The following is a 16,584-nucleotide window of genomic DNA, read 5'->3' as shown; positions in this document are numbered from 1 at the left end:
CGCGGTCCAGGCCGTTCTTCTCGCCGTCGATGATCCGCCGCTGCAGGCGCTCGTCCAGTGGCAGGGCGGCGAGCTCCTCGGCCCGGCCGGCCTTCACCGACTTCATGTCGACGCCCTCGAACGCCTCCAAGAAGGCCTGCAGCGGGTCGTAGCCCTCACGGCGCCGGTCATAGACCAGATCAAGGGCGATCTCCCGCTGCTCCTCGGGGATACGAGCGATCGGCACGATCTTCGCGGCGTGCACGATCGCGGAGTCCAGACCTGCCGCAACGCATTCGTTGAGGAACACGGAGTTCAGTACGACGCGGGCGGCCGGGTTGAGCCCGAAGGAGATGTTCGACAGGCCGAGGGTCGTCTGCACCAGGGGGTGGCGGCGCTTCAACTCCCTGATCGCCTCGATGGTGGCGATGCCGTCCTTGCGGGACTCCTCCTGGCCGGTGGCGATCGTGAAGGTCAGGCAGTCCACCAGGATGTCGGACTCATGGATGCCCCAGTTGGTGGTCAGATCCGTGATGAGGCGCTCAGCGATGGCGACCTTGTGCTCGGGGGTGCGGGCCTGGCCCTGCTCGTCGATCGTCAGCGCGATCAACGCGGCACCGTGCTCCGAGGCCAGTGCGGTGACTTGCGCGAAACGTGACTCAGGTCCGTCACCGTCCTCGTAGTTGACGGAGTTGATGACGGCGCGACCACCGAGCTTCTCCAACCCGGCCTTCAGTACAGGAACTTCGGTGGAGTCCAGCACGATGGGCAACGTCGACGCGGTCGCGAAACGGCCCGCGATCTCACTCATGTCGAGGGCGCCGTCGCGGCCGACGTAGTCCACGCACAGGTCCAGCAGGTGCGCGCCTTCGCGGATCTGGTCGCGGGCCATCTCGACGCAGTCGTCCCAACGGCCTTCGAGCATGGCCTCACGGAACTTCTTCGACCCGTTGGCGTTCGTCCGCTCACCGATCGCCAGATACGACGCGTCCTGCTTGAACGGCACCGTCTGGTAGAGCGACGCGGCACCTGGTTCGGGGCGCGGGTTGCGCGGCGACAGGTCCAGGCCCCGCACCCGCTCCACGACCCGCCGCAGGTGCTCGGGGGTGGTGCCGCAGCAGCCGCCGACCAACGACAGCCCGTACTCCCGCACGAAGGTCTCGTGCGCGTCAGCGAGCTCCTCCGGCGACAGCGGGTAGTGCGCGCCGTCCTTGCCCAGCACCGGCAGGCCGGCATTGGGCATGCACGAGACGGCGATACGGGCATGCTGCGACAGATAGCGCAGGTGCTCGCCCATCTCGGCCGGCCCGGTAGCGCAGTTCAGACCGATCATGTCGATACCGAGCGGTTCCAGCGCCGTCAGCGCCGCACCGATCTCGGAACCCAGCAGCATCGTGCCCGTCGTCTCGACGGTCACATGCGTGATGATGGGCAGGTTGATTCCGAGTTTCCGCAGAGCGCGATGCGCGCCGAGGATGGCGGCCTTGGTCTGCAGGAGGTCCTGAGTGGTCTCCACCAGGATCGCGTCCGCGCCGCCCTCGACGAGCCCGGCCACATTCGCCTCGTAGCCGTCCCGCAGCGCCACGTAGGGTGCGTGGCCGAGCGTGGGCAGCTTGGTGCCGGGGCCGACGGAGCCGAGCACCCAGCGCGGCCGGTCGGGCGTGGCGAAGCCGTCCGCCACCTCGCGGGCCAACCGGGCACCGGAGACCGAGAGTTCATGAATGCGGCCGGGGATGTCGTACTCCCCCAGTGCCGCCAGGTTCGCCCCGAAGGTGTTGGTCTCGACGCAGTCGACACCCGCCGCGAAGTACTCCTCGTGCACCGACCGCACGATGTCCGGCCGGGTGACGTTCAGAACCTCGTTGCACCCTTCCAGGTTCTCGAAGTCGTCCATCGAGGGGTCCTGGGCCTGCAGCATCGTGCCCATCGCGCCGTCGGCCACCACCACCCGGGTGGCGAATGCCCGACGCAGCGCGTCCGACCGGGCGGCCGCGCTCATGACACGCCCACCAGTTGGGGCTCGATCGCATCGGCCGCCTCGTCGCCGTGGGCGATCTGGATACGGGCGGTGAGCTCGGCAGGTGAGATCTCGTACTCCTGGGTCCCGATGGATTCCAGCACCACTGAGGCCAGCGCGCAGCCGAGCTGGGCGGAGCGGATGTCGGACCACTTCCAGGCGACGCCTGCCAGGAAGCCCGACCGGAAGGCGTCACCGACTCCCGTCGGATCCACCACCGTGGCGTCCGGCACCGCGGACACGGAGAGGGTCGGCTCGCCGGCCCGCGCGATGTCCACACCGTCGGCGCCGCGGGTGGTCACCCAGGTGCCGACCTGGTCGAGCAGCTGGGAGTGGGTCCATCCCGTGCGCTCCTGGAGCAGCGAGGCCTCGTAGTCGTTGGTGAACAGGTAGGTCGCACCGGTCACCAACTGCCGGGCCGATGGTCCGTCGAGACGCGCGAGCTGCTGCGAGGGATCGGCGGCGAACGAGATGCCCAACTCACGGCACTCCGCGGTGTGCCGGAGCATCGCGTCCGGGTCGTTGGGCGAGACCACGACCAGATCGAGACCACCGGCCCGCTCCACGACCGGGGCGAGGGCGATCTCCCGGGCCTCGGACATCGCACCCGCGTAGAAGGTCGCGATCTGGTTCTGGTCCGCGTCGGTGGTGCAGACGAAGCGCGCGGTGTGCCGGGTCTCGCTCACCCGTACCGAGGCGGTGTCGACGTCGTTGCCCTCGAGCCACTGCCTGTACTCCGCGAAGTCGACGCCCGCCGCCCCGACCAGCAGGGGCCGGATTCCCAGCCGTCCCAGGCCGATGGCGATATTGGCCGCCACCCCGCCCCGCCGGACCTCCAGGTCGTCGGCGAGGAAGGAAAGAGATACCTTGTCGAGCCGGTCGGCGAGCAACTGCTCGGTGAAGCGGCCGGGGTAGAACATCAGATGGTCGGTCGCAATGGATCCGGTGACGGCGATCTTCACAACTGTTTCTCTCCTTTGGCTGAGGTCAGCCCCGCACTGCGGCGACCAGCTTTTCGGTGCGGTCGGTCCGCTCCCAGGTGAAGTCGGGCAGCTCCCGGCCGAAGTGCCCGTAGGCGGCGGTCTGGGCGTAGATCGGCCGCAGCAGGTCGAGGTCCCGGATGATCGCGGCGGGACGCAGGTCGAAGACGCTTCCGACGGCCTCCTGGATCTGCTCGACCGGTACGGTCTCGGTTCCGAAGGTCTCCACGAACAGCCCGACCGGAGCGGCCTTGCCGATCGCGTAGGCGACCTGTACCTCGCAGCGGCGCGCCAGGCCGGCGGCGACGACGTTCTTGGCGACCCAGCGCATCGCGTAGGCGGCGGAACGGTCCACCTTGGACGGGTCCTTGCCGGAGAATGCGCCACCACCGTGCCGCGCCATACCCCCGTAGGTGTCGACGATGATCTTCCGGCCGGTCAGCCCCGCGTCACCCATCGGACCGCCGACCTCGAACCGGCCGGTCGGGTTGACCAGCAGCCGGTAGCCGTCGGTGTCCAGGCCGATGCCGGCCTCGGCAAGTGCCCTGAGCTCCGGCTCCACGACGTATTCGCGCACGTCGGGTGCGAGCAGACCGTCAAGGTCGATGTCGGAGGCGTGCTGGGAGGAGACCACCAGGGTGTCCAGCCGCGCCGCCTTGTCGCCGTCGTACTCGACGGTGACCTGGGTCTTGCCGTCGGGCCGGAGATAGGCGATGGTGCCGTCCTTGCGCACATCGGTGAGCCGTCGGGCCAGCCGGTGGGCGAGGGCGATCGGGAGCGGCATCAGTTCCGGGGTGTCGTCGCAGGCATAGCCGAACATCAGGCCCTGGTCGCCGGCGCCCTGGCGGTCGAGGTCGTCCTCGCCACCCTCGATGCGGGATTCGTAGGCGGTGTCAACGCCCTGGGCGATGTCCGGGGACTGCGCTCCGATGGAGACCGAGACACCGCACGAGGCGCCGTCGAAGCCCTTGGCGGACGAGTCGTAGCCGATGTCGAGCACGGCTTCCCGGACGAGGGTGGCGATGTCGGCGTAGGCGTTGGTCGTCACCTCTCCGGCGATGTGCACCTGCCCGGTGGTGATCAGGGTTTCCACGGCGACCCGGGATGTCGGGTCCTGCCGGAGCAGCGCGTCCAGGATGGTGTCGCTGATCCGGTCGGCGATCTTGTCGGGGTGACCTTCGGTCACGGACTCCGATGTGAACAGGCGGCGGGACACGGTTCCTCCAGATGGTCGGCAACCTCAGGCCATGTTGCGTGCAGTGCCTGCAAGGCCGCTCAAGACGGGGTTGACGCGGTTACGGCGTCGGGGGGCGGCTCTCAGGAGCCGAACGCGGACTGGTCACGCTTGGTGTGCTCGACGAGGACGGACGCGTCCTTGTCGCCGTCCCCGGCCTCGATGACCTCGGCGAACCGGGCGCGGACCATGTCGAGTACCGGCAGCGTGACACCTGCCTCCTGTGCGGCCTGGTTGGCCAGCCGGAGGTCCTTCTCCATCAACTCGGCGCGGAAGAAGGCTGGTTCGTAGGTTCCGTTGAGCATCAGATTCGCCCGGAAGCGCATCACGACCGAGCTGAACCCGCTGCCGACGATGGAGGAGATGAGCATGTCGCGGTCGAGTCCGGCGCTCACCCCGTAGGCGACGCTCTCGGCGAGTGCGGCTACCTGGGCGCCGAGCAGCAGGTTGAAGATGAGCTTGATGGTGGTGGCCATGCCGGGTGCCCCGGCCGGCACCACTTCGGAGCCGATGGTGTCGAGGATGTCCCGCACGTCGGCGATGTCATCGTCCCGGCCCGAGGCGAACACCCGAAGCTCACCCTTGCGGGCCTGGAAGGGATTGCCCACCACGCACGCCTCCACCCGGCGTACGCCCAGCTGCGCGAGGCGCTCCGCGGACTCCCTGGCGTAGCGGGGCGAGACGGTGGAGGTGTCGATCACCACGGTGCCGGGCTCCAGCACCGGCGCGAGCAGGCCGAACAGGATCTGCTCCACGGCGTGCTCGTCGCTCAGGCTGAGTATCACCACCCCATGGCCGGTCGCCGCCTCGACGGGGGTGGCGGCGGCCCGGGCTCCTGCGGCGACCAGCGGCTCGGCCTTGCTTGCCGTGCGGTTGTACACCGTGAGCGGGTAACCGGCGTCGAGCAGGGTGTGCGCCATTCCGCCACCCATGTTTCCCAGTCCGATGAAGGCGAGCTGCTTCGCGTCCATGTCACTCCTCGCTGAGGTCAGGCGGTCGCTGCGGCGGCGCCCAGACCGCCGAGGTCGTACACGATCTGGCTGAGGATCATCTGACCCCCGACCCGGAAGGGCTTCAGTCGGCGACGGTGCTCGACATGCGCCTCACTGCGCTCGAACGCCCGGAAGCTGGGTTCGTCGATCCAGTCGGTGAAGACGTAGTAGACGAACTCCTCCTCGGCGCTGCGCACCAGCACCTGGCCGAGGTTGGCGGGATCGAGGGCGATCACCCTTGCGACCTCCAGCCACGCGTGCTCGAAGTTGACCGCCGCCCCCGGGCGGATCTCCATCCGCAGAATCACCCGGAAGGGCGGGGCATCGGTGCCGCCACTGCTCGTTTTGCCGTTCACGTCTCACCGCCGGTCTCTTGGACGCCGCCGGAGCACCTCCGGTGGTCGGCGGAACGCTGGCAGGACCCGATCGAGACCGGCTCAAGGGGCACCCCTGTCGCGATGTGACGGCCGGCGGTCAGGACGCTGGACGGCCCTCGGGCACGCACCCCGCCGCGCGGAGGTGTGCATGCCCGAGGGCCGTTTCTGTGAAGTCAACTCCGCTCAGCTGTAATCCTCCTGATGGTCCTTCAGCCAGCTGTCGAAGGTGCGGGGAGGAAGACCGGTGACGGACTCCACGGTCGGCAGCGGGATACCACCGCGCGCCGGATCAGGATCGCTCTGCACGGCCAGCAGCCCTTCGGTGAACTCGGCGGACAGACCCGCGCCGACCATGGCCTGCTGGGCCTTCTCCACCGGCATCTCCACGTAGCTCAGAGGCCGCCCGAGCAGCTTGGCGATCCGCTGGACCGCGTCGTCGGTGGTGAGCGCCTCCGGGCCGGTGACCGTGTAGTTACGGCCCTCGTGGCCCGGGGTGACGAGGGCGGTGGCGGCCACCGCGGCGACGTCCGCCGGATGCACCAGGGCGCGGGCGATCGTCCCGTACACCCCGTAGACGGTGTCGTGGGACCTGATCGACGCCCGCCACTGCAGCGCGTTGGTCATGAAGGTCGCACCGCGCAGCATCGTGCACGCCGCGCCCGAGTCCTGGAACGCGCGGTCCGCCTCGGCGTGCGCGCGGCCGTACGAAGTCTCGACCGGCGGCAGCGCGGCCACCGAGGACATCCGCACCACCCGCGCCGTACCCGCGCGCCGCACCTCTTCGGCCACGGCGAGGTCGTAGGACAGGGCGTCGGGGCCCGCGGAGAGCATGAACACCGCGTCCACCCCCTCCAGCGCGGCCCGGATGCTCCGGCTGTCGTCGAGGTCTCCCGTGCGGACCTCCACCTCGCTGTCGAAGACGGCCCGGGACGGGTTCCGGGTGAAGGCCCGGACCTGCTTCCCGCGCTCGACCAGCCCGTTGACCACCTCTTTGCCGACATTGCCGGTGGCTCCGAAGACCAGGATCATCGTTCGTCCTCCTCAAGGACGCCGGGTGGAAACCGGCCCGGCAGGTTCCGGAACCGGGACCGGTTCCGGCAGCGCCGGGGGGTGCCAGTCGCCAACACCGGCCACCCCTTTCTGTCCGGCACGCGGTGGCGCGATTCTCAGCTTCACGTTGCGCACCAGTAGCTCCAGGCGCCGCTCGTTCAGCTTCAGCTCTCCCATCCGGCGGGAGGCCTCGACGATCGCCTGTGACCGGGGCCGCCGCAGTTCGTCGTAGCCGGCGAGCGCGCGGGGGATGTCGGCCTCGGCCGCCAGCACGGAGCAGAGCACGGCCGAGTCCTCCAGCGCCTGGCAGGCACCCTGTCCGAGGTCCGAGGTCATGGCGTGGGCGGCGTCGCCGAGCATCACCACACGGCCCGAGACATAGCTGGGCAGCGGCTGTGCCAGCTCGAAGACGTCGTGGCGCAGCACCCGGTCGGGCGGCGTGGCGGCGATCAGCGCGGGGATCGGGTCATGCCAGGAGCCGAACCGCTCTCGCACCTGCGCGTGTTCGTCGGGGTATCGGACACCTTCGGGAAGATTGGCCACGGCGAACCAGTAGACGCGGTCCGCGGCCAGTGGCATCCGCCCGAACTCCCGGCCCCGGCCCCAGGTGCTGCCGCCGGGCTCGGCGCTGCCGTCGCACCCCTCGGCGATACCCCGCCAGACGCTGTGGCCGCTGTAGACCGGCGGTGGCACCTGCGGCCAGCGGGCGCTCCTGATCCGGCTGAACGTGCCGTCCGCGGCGACCACCATGTCGCCGTGCACGGTCCGCTCGCCGCCCTCGGTCCGGTAGCTGACGCGGGCGCCGTCGGTCACGTCGGTGACCTCGGTGACGTCGGCGCCGGTGTGCAGCGATGCCTCCGGCAGGGCTGCGCGCAGCGTGCCGTGCAGGTCCGGCCGGGGCAGGACGATGATCGACAGTCCGCGCTCGCGCAGGAAGGCCGGATCGGCCGGCCGTTGCAGCCGCCGCCCGGACGCCGCCCGCAGGCCCTCGCCGCCGGGATCCATGGTCGCCGAGAGGGCGCGTACCGCATCGCCGACCCCGAGCCGGTCGAGCGCGCGCTGGGCGTTCGTCAGCAGCGAGATACCCGCCCCCGACTCACGCATCCGATCGGCGCGCTCCAGTACGGTGACGCGCCAGCCGAGCCGGTGCAGCCCGACAGCCGCGGACAGGCCGCCGATGCCGCCGCCCACCACCACGGCATGGCGGCCGGCACCGGCCGAACCGTTCCGATCAGACACTGGACACGCTCGAAGGTGTCTGTCCCCCGTCGACATCAATCTGGATGGACCACTTGGCGATCTTCAACGACATGTCGACGGCCTCGGTCGCGTACTTGACCATCTCCGTCTGGTACTCCGTCACGGCATCGGTCAGTGACTGCTCACCGCGGCTCACCCGGGTCAGTGCCCGGGTGAGTGCGGCCCCGTCGCGCAGCGCGGTGTTGGCACCGACCCCACCGGTGGGAGGCATGGTGTGCACCGCGTCCCCGAGCGGGACCACATTGCCGGGCTCCCAGGGCTCGACCGGCGACGTCGCCCGCAGCGCGACCGGGTGGGTCTCCTCGGGTTCCGCGTGGGCGAACACGGCCCGCAGGTCCGGGTGCCAGTTGGTGGTCCGTTCCAGCACCAGCTGCTTGAGCTCCTCGCCGCTCATCGCGAAGAACGTGTCGTCGGACAGCCCCAGGGAGTCCTGGTGCACGCTGAAGACCGACATGTAGTAGTCGTCGGTCTTCTCGAATTCCAGTCCTGGCCACAGCCGGGCCGAGGCGTCGTCCGGCTGCTCGCGGAAGACCATGGGCATCAGTCCGAGGTGGTATCCGTCCGAACCGATCACATAGACGAAGCGGTCCTTGAAGGCATCCGGCAACCCGGCAGCGACGGCCTGGGCCCTCGGGGTGCGCGACAGGACACCCCGCACGCCCAGGTCGAGCGCGCGGTCAGCCGGCCGCAACTGGGTGCGCACCGTGGAGTTCACCCCGTCGGCGGCGACCAGCACATCGCCCACGTCCGAGTCGCCGTCGTCGAAGTGCGCCACCACGCGGCCGCCCACCTGCTCGCAGTGGGTGAACCGCTTGCCGAAGCGCACTGTGTCGTCCAGGCCGGCGAGCAGGATCCGGCGCAGCGTCGCCCGGTCCACGGCGTCCACCTTGTCCGGTGAATCTCCGCGCGGATCGCTGAACGTGGGCGCCCACTTCGGTTCGAGGTGCTCGTCGTACGCCGCCAGGCCCTCCTCGCCGCGCTGGTTCGAGGTGGCGCTGAGGAGCTCCTGCAACCGGGGAGGCAGGACCTCTCGCAGCGCCTGCTCCCCGTCGGGGCTGATCCTCAGCCGGTACCCCTGCATCCGGCCCCGGGCGGACTGATCGCGTTCATAGACGGCGACGTCCTCAATACCGGCCTGCTTCAGCCCCTGGGCGAGGCACAGTCCGCCGATGCCACCACCGATGATGATGATCCGAAGCGGCCGGCCCGAATCGCGGGCAGTGTCCATCAACTACTCCTGTTACGAGGTCGGGGCCGGATGCGGGTGTGATGCGGAGGCGCTGGTTGTCAGCGCAGCACCACGTCGGCTATCCGGTCCAGGTGATCGGGATCGGCCGTGACCGACAGCAGCAGCAGCTCGTCACAGCCGTTCGCCGCGTAGGCGTCCACCACTTGGCGCAGCCGGTCTTCCTCAGTGATCGCGCCCGCCGCGAGGTGCTCCGCCACCTTGCCCATGTAGGCGTAGTAGCTGAGCATGTGCTCGGTGGCGAGTTCCTTGCCGCCGGGACCGAGCGACACATAGCAGTTGGCGGCCATTCTCGGCGTACCGGTGCGGCCCTCCTCGGCCCACAACTTCGCGAAGTTCGCGACCAGTTCGCCGAACTTGTGCGGCGGTCCACCGGGTGAGATCCAGCCGATGCCGTACTTCGCGGAACGGCGCAGGCCGCCCGGCGAGTGGCCGCCACCCCAGAACGGGATGTCACCGTTGGTGGGGCGGGGACCGACACCGGGAACCGGGCCCCTGCCCTGCCAGACTTCGCGCATCTCTTCGATCATGGCGTCCAGGCGGCGCCCGCGCGTCGCGTAGTCGGTTCCGGTCGCCACGTAGTCGTCCTCGCGCATCCCCGCGGAGAGCCCGAGTATGAGCCGCCCGTCGGAGAGCCGGTCCAGACTGGCGAGCTGCTTGGCCAGCTCCACCGGGCTGGGCCTGGTGGCGGCCAGCAGAATCGCTGTCACCAGGTTGATCCGCTCGGTGACCGCCGCTGCTGCGGCGAGCGTCACAATGCCCTCGTAGTTGTCGTAGACGACCCGGTCCGTCACCGTCAGGCTGTGAAATCCGAGACGGTCGGCGCGGCGCGCGAACTCGATCAACTGACTACTGTCGGCGCCGTGCACGGCGGTCGGCAGGCAGACCCCGATATCCATGGCGTTCCTCCTCGAGCTCGTGTCCCGTGATTGTGTGAGTGACGGCTGGGGAGCCGGTCGAGCCGCGGTTGACGGCCCTGCGCCGTGTCCTAGACGTGGACGCAGGGTGACTGGTGCGGCCCGATGTTCGGCGGCGCGTCGTGCGGCACCGGGAATCCCAGGAAGTCGTGTCCGGTGTCACCGGCGATGAGGACACCCGCACCGATGGCGGGCGATCCGCACTTCAGCAGGTACCCCAGGGGGCCGGCGCCGGGCCGGACGAACGCCGGGTCCGCGGCGACGGCGTGTGCGTCGACCGTCGGTGCGGAGGTGACGTTGAAGTACAGGTTGTGGTCGAAGGACGCCATCGGGTCGCCGATCGTCGAACCGCCCGGCTTTCCGGAGAAGATGTTGTTGCTGTACGCGACAGCCGTCTCCCCGAAGTTCCCGATCAGCCCACTCGCGTACTTGGTGTGGATCACATTGTTGTAGAAGCGGACATCCGGCTGCACGCTGCCGCAGCCATTGGTGACCAGCGGGAGTTCGGTGGTACCGAACAGTGCGCCCCGGTCGTTCTCGCTGACGTTGTAGCGGATGGTCGCCCCGGCACTCTTCTCGCCCGGATTCGTGCACAGCAGCATGAACCCGGCATTTTCGTGGCTGTAGTTGTACTGGTAGAGAACACCGGCAGCCGCGATGTCGACGTCGAAGGCGAAGGCAGGCGGAGAGGAGGAGCCGTGCGACACGTCGTTGTACTGCATCACCGGACGGTCGGAGTTCCACGACCAGATTCCGGCGTGGAAGGCCGTGGCGCGCTTCCCGAATCCGTCGATCACATTGCCTTCGACCAGCGGGTCGATGCCGTTCTGTACGACGATCCCGTCACCGCCGAGATCGGACAGCCGGTTTCCGGCGATCCGCACATGGGAGATCGGCACGAAGGTGTTCGTTCCGGAGGTGAGCAGCGGGCGGAGCGACCATTGGGACGATGTCGCTATTCCGTAGCCGTCGACGCCGGAGACGGTGTTTCCCGTGACCTGGATCCCGTCGAACCCGGTGGCCACGGTGGATCCGGTGGCCTTGAACAGGATGCCCGCACTGTCCTCGTTCGCCGGCCCCGTGGCGTCGATGCCCACCACGTGATGGACGTTCACGCCGTCGATCACGTAGTGATGGCCGGTGCCGTAATCCTCCAGCAGCACGTAGATCCCGGTGCGCGAGGTACCGTTGCCGGCTGCCCGGTCGGAGATGTCGAGGTTCCGGAGCTCCCAGTACTGCACGTTGTGCAGGAAGACCACCGCGCGGGCGCCGTCGGCGACGATGACCGGACGCGCTCCCGAACCGTAGGAACCGGCGACGATCGGCCGGTCCTCGGTACCGGAACCCTTTGGCGAAAAGGTGCCTTGGCAGGTGGTGCCGCTGCGTAGCAGAATGGAATCACCAGGGTGGAAGACCAGCGCGTTGACGTGGTCCAGAGTCCGCCATGCCGACCCCTGCGCCGTACCGGCCGCCGCGTCGTTCCCGGCCGCGCAGTCGAGGTAGTACCGCTGGCCGCCCTGTGAATCGGCGGCGGCCGAGGTGCCTGACACACCGAGGGTCATTCCGGCCATCAGGCCGAGAACGAGAGCGAGTACTCTCCGGGCCGGTCTTCTGTCCTGACCCCCGCGACGCGCTCTGTTCGAGCGCCAGGTGATAACCATGCCGTTGCTCCTCGCGGTAACTTTGGCCGAAAATCGTTGTCTCGGCGAGTCTGCGACGGCGTGGTCAACCCTTGCTCAAGAATTGCGTGAACCGGGCGGAAGGTCAGACGCTCCAGGCTTGCAGCCGGAAAGCAGAATCGGCGAAAGCCAGTTCATGCCGTGCGCCGAACAGGAAGTGTTCGGCCAGCGTGGCACGGTCGGTGGGCGAGCACTGCTCGCCGAATTCATCGATCATGCTCAGATAGGCTTCCACGTAGTCGTGGAAACCGCTTTCCGGGCAGTACTGATCGATCCACGCCTCGTACCGCGACCCGGGCACGCACCGTTCCCGCAGATCGCGCGAGACGGCCTGGTGGAACCAGGTCATGGGCAGCAGCCCGCCGAACGCGGCGCCGAACGAGACCGCCGGGGCCGCCAGCATGAAGCAGGTGTGTGCATGGGTCGCGGGACTCACCGCCACGGTCCGCACCGTCCTGCCGAGCTCCGCCGCCAGGGCGGCCAGTTCGCCGTCCATCCTGCCGACCGCGTCCAGGGTGACGCTCGCCGCTCCGCTCATCAGGGCGCTGTGCGCGTCCTGGTCGGCGATCGCGGCCGTGCGGGCCAGCGCCCGCGCATAGGCCGGCACGGCATAGCGCGCGTCCTGCTCCGCGAAGTACCACAGCGAGTCCGCAGGCAGCGTGCCCTTGCGCAGACCGTCCCAGAAGGGATGCTCCAACACTGCGGCCAGCACCGGTTTCGCGATCGCCGACAGCTCGTCCCGCAGCATCTCAGCGCCCGCCGGCGGGATGGATGACCTGCCCGTTGACATTGCCGTTCGCCTCGGACGACAGGAAGACGATGAGCCGGGCCACATCGTCCGCGGTGCTCAGACGGCCGCTGGGCGTCTCCCGTACGGCGACCTCCAGCAGCGCCGGGTCCACCGCCTCCAGGCTCTCGGTCAGGGTGCCGCCGGGCGCCACCACATTCGCCAGCACGCCGTCGCCGGTCCACATGAGTCCGCGGACAAATCCGTGCAGGGCCGCCTTGGCCGCGCTGTAGATCTCAGAACCGGGGTTTCCGTGGGTCGCGGTGACCGAGGACAGCAGGACGACCCGGCCCCAGCCGCGTTCCCGCATCCCGCCCAGGGCCTGACGCACCGTCCACAGATGGCCTTCGACGTTCTCCCGGTACTTGGACAGCCAGAAGTCCATCGGGAAGTCCTGGTACTGGGGCATCTCCTGGGGGTTGATCCACTCCCAGGTCTGGGCGTTGGCCACCACCACGTCGACGCCGCCCCACCGGTCCTCGATCGAGCGCACAGCCTGCTCGATCGACTCGGGTACCGCGAGGTCGTAGGGGACCGCGCAGGCCCGGTCCGCTCCGCCGAGTTCCTGGACGAGCTCCTTCGCCGCCACCTCGTTGCTGTGGTAGGTGACCGCGACCCGTGCGCCCTCCGCGGCGAACACCCGGGCAGCGGCCCGGCCGATGCCCCGCGTGGCGCCGGTGACCAGCACCCGCTTGTCCGTCAAACCCAGATCCATCTCGAACTCCTGAGGCCGTTACCACAACTCCGCCGTACGGTCCCGCCCGCCGCCCCTGCCGGTCCGGCGCCACGGGCTCCCCGTACTGGAGCCTGGCACGGATTCCCGGCGCGCGCTCCTAGACCGGCCGGTACTCCAGCAGGGCGATGTCACCCGGGACCGGCTCGTTGGCCGGCGCGAAACCGGCTGCGGCGGTGAGGTGGTTCCATTCCTCGCGACTGCGCTCACGGCCGCCCAGCACGGCGAGGGACTCGACGTCGATCAGCTTGCCGATGTCCCACTCGCCGGGACCGCGCAGCAGGTTCTCCACGATGAGCAGCCGCGCCTCGCCGTTGCCGCCGATGGCCTCCCTGATCCGGCGCAGGATCAGCTCGGCCTTGTCGTCGGCCCAGTTGTGCAGCGTGTGCTTGATGAAGTATGCGTCGCAGCCGGCGGGCACCTCGACGAAGAAGTCGGTCGGGACGATCTCGACCCGGTCCGCCAGCCCGTCGTCCGCGAAGGTCTCCTTGGCGTCGGCGACCGTGTGGGCCTGGTCGGCCAGTACGCCGGTGACTCCGGCGTGGCGGCGCAGCACCTCGGCCAGGAACTGGCCCCTGCCGCCGCCGACATCCGCGATCCGGGGAAAGCGCCCGAAGTCGAATTCGGCGAAGATCCGGTCGGTACCGGGATAGTGGTTCTGCTTCATCGCCCGGTCCAGCACCGCGCCGCTGGCCGGATTGGCCTTGGTGTACTCGTAGTACGACATCCCGAAGACGTTGTTGAAGGCCGCTTCGCCGGTGCGGACGCTGTGCGCCACATTCTCGTACGGCCGCCAGAGGGTGGGGTCGGAGGCGAACAGGAACATGTCCCGGATGCCGTCGGTGGCGTCCGAAACCAGACCCGCCGAGACGGGCGTCAGTACGAAGCTGCCGTCGGTCCGCTCCTCCAACACGCCGGCCGCGGCGACCGCACGCAGCACCCGGTAGAGGGCGTCGGCATCCGTGCCCGTCGTCTCGCTGATCTGCGCGACGGTCCGCGGTCCGTCGGCCAGCGCGTCGGGCACTTTCAGCTCCACCAGCGCCCGCAGCGCCCCGATGACCCACTTGGCGTAGAGGAATCCGAGCACCTGCTGCTGTGGGGGGAGGCTCGCGTCGAACCATCCGGCTGTGCCCTGGGCCCCGGAAGCGCTGTCCTGCGCGGTCATCGACGTCCACCTCTCGTCCGGATCAACGTCCGCACAGGTTCGGGGCACCGCCTCGAACCTCACTTGAACCACGGTGGAGGCCTGGTGGAACGGCGGGATCTAGCAGGCGTCAAGGTCCCTTCGAACCGGCACCCGCATGCTGCCGACGACTTTTGGAAGACAGACGGCTTTCAGAACACAACTGAGGGAGACACAGATGTGCGGCATCGCCGGCTGGGTGGACTTCGGGCAGGACCTGTCGCAGAAGCGGTCGGTGCTGCAAGCGATGACCGACGCGGTCGCCAAGCGAGGTGTGGACGACCAGGGGCTGTGGGTCAGCAGGCACGCCGCGCTCGGGCACACCCGTACCGCGATCATCGATCTGGCCGACGGCGTGCAGCCGCTCACGGTGGAGGAGGACGGGCGCCCCGTCGCCGTCATCGTCTACAACGGTGAGGTCTACAACTACAAGCAGCTGCGTACCGAGTTGCAGGGGCGCGGCCACCAGTTCCGCACCCGCAGCGACACCGAGGTGGTGCTCCGCTCCTACCTGGAGTGGGGCCCGGACTGCGCCAAGCGGCTGGAGGGGATCTTCGCCTTCGCCATCTGGGACCTGCGCCGCGAGGAACTGCTCCTGGTCCGCGACCGGTTCGGCGTCAAACCGCTCTTCTACCACCGGCTGCCCGAAGGCGTCCTGTTCGGCTCCGAGCCGAAATCCCTGCTGGCCAACCCGCTGATCCGCCCGGTCGTCGACGCCGACGGCCTGCGGGAGATGTTCGCCGTCGCCAAGAAGCCCGGGCAGGCGGTCTTCCGCGACATGCGCGAGCTGCTGCCCGGCCACACCCTGACCATCGGCAGCGCGGGCGTCGTCGACCGTACCTACTGGGAGCTCGAGGCCCGGCCGCACACCGACACCCTGCAGGAGACCATCACCAACGTCCGCTCGCTGCTGGAGGACATCGTGCTGCGCGAGCTGGTGGCCGACGTGCCGCTGTGCACCGCGCTCTCCGGCGGCCTGGACTCCAGCTCGCTCACCGCGATCGCCGCCCAGTGGCGCTGGAAGCTGGACGGCGCGCGGCTGCGCACCTTCGTGACCACATTCGACGACTACGCCGAGAAGTTCCAGGCGGACGACGTCCGCTTCTCGCCGGACGAGCCCTTCGCGATCGAGGTCGCGGAGCACCTCTCCTCCGACCACGTCAACATCCGGCTGAGCAGCCACGACCTGATGGACCCGAAGACCCGTCTGATGGCGCTGCTCGCGCAGGACGCGCCCTCGACGCTCGGCGACATGGACACCTCGAACTACCTCACTTCACGCGAGATCAGGACGCACTCCACGGTGGCGCTGGTCGGCGAGGTCGCGGACGAGATATTCGGCGGATACAACTGGATGTTCAATCCGGAGACCGTGGGCGCCGACGCCTTCCCCTGGGTGGCGCATGAGGCGCTGCAGCCGAGCTCCATGAAGGGACAGGGCCGGGGGCTCTTCGACGACGGGCTGCTGCAGAAGCTGGACATGCGCCGCTACTACACGGACTCCTTCCACGAGGCCGCCGCGGAGGCGCCGCACCAGGAGGGCGAGAGCCCCGAGGAGTACCGGATGCGGGAGATCGGCTATCTCACGCTCACCCGGTGGATGCCGATGCTGCTGGACCGCAGCGACCGGCTCTCCATGGCCCACGGCCTCGAACTGCGGGTGCCCTACTGCGACCACCGGCTCGTCGAGTACCTGTACAACACTCCGTGGAGCTTCAAGACCTTCGACGGCCGGGAGAAGTCCATCCTCCGGGCAGCCGTGCGCGATCTGCTGCCGGCGTCCGTGCTGGAGCGCAAGAAGAGCCCGTGGCCGGTCACCCAGGATCCCGCCTACACGGCGATGCTGCACGAGGAACTGACCGCGCTGATCAGCGATCCGAACTCACCGATCCTGCCGTACCTGGACAACAAGGCGGTGGAACACACGTTGCGCAACCCGGGCGCCGCCAATGACTGGCCGAGCCGGATGCACATCGAGACGGCGCTGCAGTTCAACTCCTGGCTGTCGCACTACAACGTGGAACTGGTGGTCTGACGGACAGCCGATCGCGTGTCGTGCCGCCGTGCCGCCGATCAAGTCCCGCTCCAGTGGCACTCCGGTGCCGTTTTACACCATGGGCCGGAGGCCATGCCCTCACACGGATGCGAAG

The 16,584-nt window shown here is 68.9% G+C and carries 14 protein-coding genes; 1 reads left to right on the top strand and 13 read right to left on the bottom strand.

Translation table 11 applies throughout. The features are described 5' to 3' along the window. The 13 genes from C6N31_RS28340 to C6N31_RS28280 all read right to left on the bottom strand — a co-directional run. A partial coding sequence (locus C6N31_RS28340; protein ID WP_198358531.1) for a homocysteine S-methyltransferase family protein occupies positions 1-1,978 on the bottom strand: 1,978 nt, incomplete at its 3' end. Beyond that, a complete protein-coding gene (locus C6N31_RS28335; RefSeq protein WP_138356803.1) occupies positions 1,975-2,958 on the bottom strand; it encodes a carbohydrate kinase family protein in 984 nt (327 codons plus the stop codon). The genes C6N31_RS28335 and C6N31_RS28340, both read right to left, overlap by 4 nt. Positions 2,959-2,983: 25 nt before the next feature. Then, a complete protein-coding gene (gene metK / locus C6N31_RS28330; protein WP_138356804.1) occupies positions 2,984-4,192 on the bottom strand; it encodes a methionine adenosyltransferase in 1,209 nt (402 codons plus the stop codon). Between the two features lie 101 nt (positions 4,193-4,293). Next, positions 4,294-5,181 carry an NAD(P)-dependent oxidoreductase gene (locus C6N31_RS28325; protein WP_138356805.1) on the bottom strand — a complete coding sequence of 296 codons (888 nt, stop codon included), beginning with the start codon at positions 5,179-5,181 and terminating at the stop codon, positions 4,294-4,296. Between the two features lie 17 nt (positions 5,182-5,198). Next, entirely contained in the window at positions 5,199-5,558 is a 360-nt protein-coding gene (locus C6N31_RS28320; protein ID WP_244809613.1) for an antibiotic biosynthesis monooxygenase family protein, read from the bottom strand. A gap of 204 nt (positions 5,559-5,762) precedes the next feature. Beyond that, positions 5,763-6,608, bottom strand: a complete 846-nt coding sequence (locus C6N31_RS28315) for an NAD(P)H-binding protein (RefSeq protein WP_138356806.1) — start codon at positions 6,606-6,608, stop codon at positions 5,763-5,765. A gap of 12 nt (positions 6,609-6,620) precedes the next feature. After that, complete coding sequence (locus C6N31_RS28310) at positions 6,621-7,868, bottom strand: FAD-dependent monooxygenase (protein WP_244809611.1); 1,248 nt, start codon at positions 7,866-7,868, stop codon at positions 6,621-6,623. Continuing rightward, a complete protein-coding gene (locus C6N31_RS28305) occupies positions 7,861-9,117 on the bottom strand; it encodes an FAD-dependent oxidoreductase (RefSeq protein WP_138356808.1) in 1,257 nt (418 codons plus the stop codon). The genes C6N31_RS28310 and C6N31_RS28305 overlap by 8 nt, the downstream gene beginning before the upstream one ends. Positions 9,118-9,176: 59 nt before the next feature. After that, positions 9,177-10,034, bottom strand: coding sequence for an LLM class flavin-dependent oxidoreductase (locus C6N31_RS28300; protein WP_138356809.1), 858 nt, complete (start codon positions 10,032-10,034; stop codon positions 9,177-9,179). Between the two features lie 89 nt (positions 10,035-10,123). Continuing rightward, on the bottom strand, positions 10,124-11,623 hold the full coding sequence (locus C6N31_RS28295; protein ID WP_187145138.1) for a right-handed parallel beta-helix repeat-containing protein: 1,500 nt from the start codon (positions 11,621-11,623) through the stop codon (positions 10,124-10,126). A gap of 193 nt (positions 11,624-11,816) precedes the next feature. Then, the gene (locus C6N31_RS28290) at positions 11,817-12,479 is read right to left on the bottom strand and encodes a TenA family protein (RefSeq protein WP_138356811.1); all 663 of its coding nucleotides are present in this window, start codon (positions 12,477-12,479) and stop codon (positions 11,817-11,819) included. 1 nt (position 12,480) lies between these two features. Further along, positions 12,481-13,233 carry an SDR family NAD(P)-dependent oxidoreductase gene (locus C6N31_RS28285; RefSeq protein ID WP_198358530.1) on the bottom strand — a complete coding sequence of 251 codons (753 nt, stop codon included), beginning with the start codon at positions 13,231-13,233 and terminating at the stop codon, positions 12,481-12,483. 118 nt (positions 13,234-13,351) lie between these two features. Continuing rightward, positions 13,352-14,416 carry a methyltransferase gene (locus tag C6N31_RS28280; protein WP_138356813.1) on the bottom strand — a complete coding sequence of 355 codons (1,065 nt, stop codon included), beginning with the start codon at positions 14,414-14,416 and terminating at the stop codon, positions 13,352-13,354. Positions 14,417-14,612: 196 nt separating this feature from the next. Between C6N31_RS28280 and asnB the strand changes: the two genes are divergently transcribed. Continuing rightward, positions 14,613-16,469 (top strand): asparagine synthase (glutamine-hydrolyzing), encoded by a 1,857-nt coding sequence (gene asnB, locus C6N31_RS28275; RefSeq protein WP_138356814.1) that lies wholly within the window; start codon positions 14,613-14,615, stop codon positions 16,467-16,469. Positions 16,470-16,584: the final 115 nt, after the last annotated feature.

The sequence above is a fragment of the Streptomyces fildesensis genome, from assembly GCF_016107395.1.
Classification (GTDB): Bacteria; Actinomycetota; Actinomycetes; order Streptomycetales; family Streptomycetaceae; genus Actinacidiphila; species Actinacidiphila fildesensis.
Note: the sequence above shows the minus strand (reverse complement) of the source record. Positions and strands in the feature narration are given on the sequence as shown.

Coding starts and splice junctions, on each gene's coding strand:
- C6N31_RS28325 (WP_138356805.1), bottom strand. CDS start 5,181: ATGGACGCGAAGCAGCTCGCCTTCATCGGACTGGGAAACATGGGTGGC.
- C6N31_RS28315 (WP_138356806.1), bottom strand. CDS start 6,608: ATGATCCTGGTCTTCGGAGCCACCGGCAATGTCGGCAAAGAGGTGGTC.
- C6N31_RS28305 (WP_138356808.1), bottom strand. CDS start 9,117: ATGGACACTGCCCGCGATTCGGGCCGGCCGCTTCGGATCATCATCATC.
- C6N31_RS28300 (WP_138356809.1), bottom strand. CDS start 10,034: ATGGATATCGGGGTCTGCCTGCCGACCGCCGTGCACGGCGCCGACAGT.
- C6N31_RS28295 (WP_187145138.1), bottom strand. CDS start 11,623: ATGGCCGGAATGACCCTCGGTGTGTCAGGCACCTCGGCCGCCGCCGAT.
- C6N31_RS28290 (WP_138356811.1), bottom strand. CDS start 12,479: ATGCTGCGGGACGAGCTGTCGGCGATCGCGAAACCGGTGCTGGCCGCA.
- C6N31_RS28285 (WP_198358530.1), bottom strand. CDS start 13,233: ATGGATCTGGGTTTGACGGACAAGCGGGTGCTGGTCACCGGCGCCACG.
- C6N31_RS28280 (WP_138356813.1), bottom strand. CDS start 14,416: ATGACCGCGCAGGACAGCGCTTCCGGGGCCCAGGGCACAGCCGGATGG.
- asnB (WP_138356814.1), top strand. CDS start 14,613: ATGTGCGGCATCGCCGGCTGGGTGGACTTCGGGCAGGACCTGTCGCAG.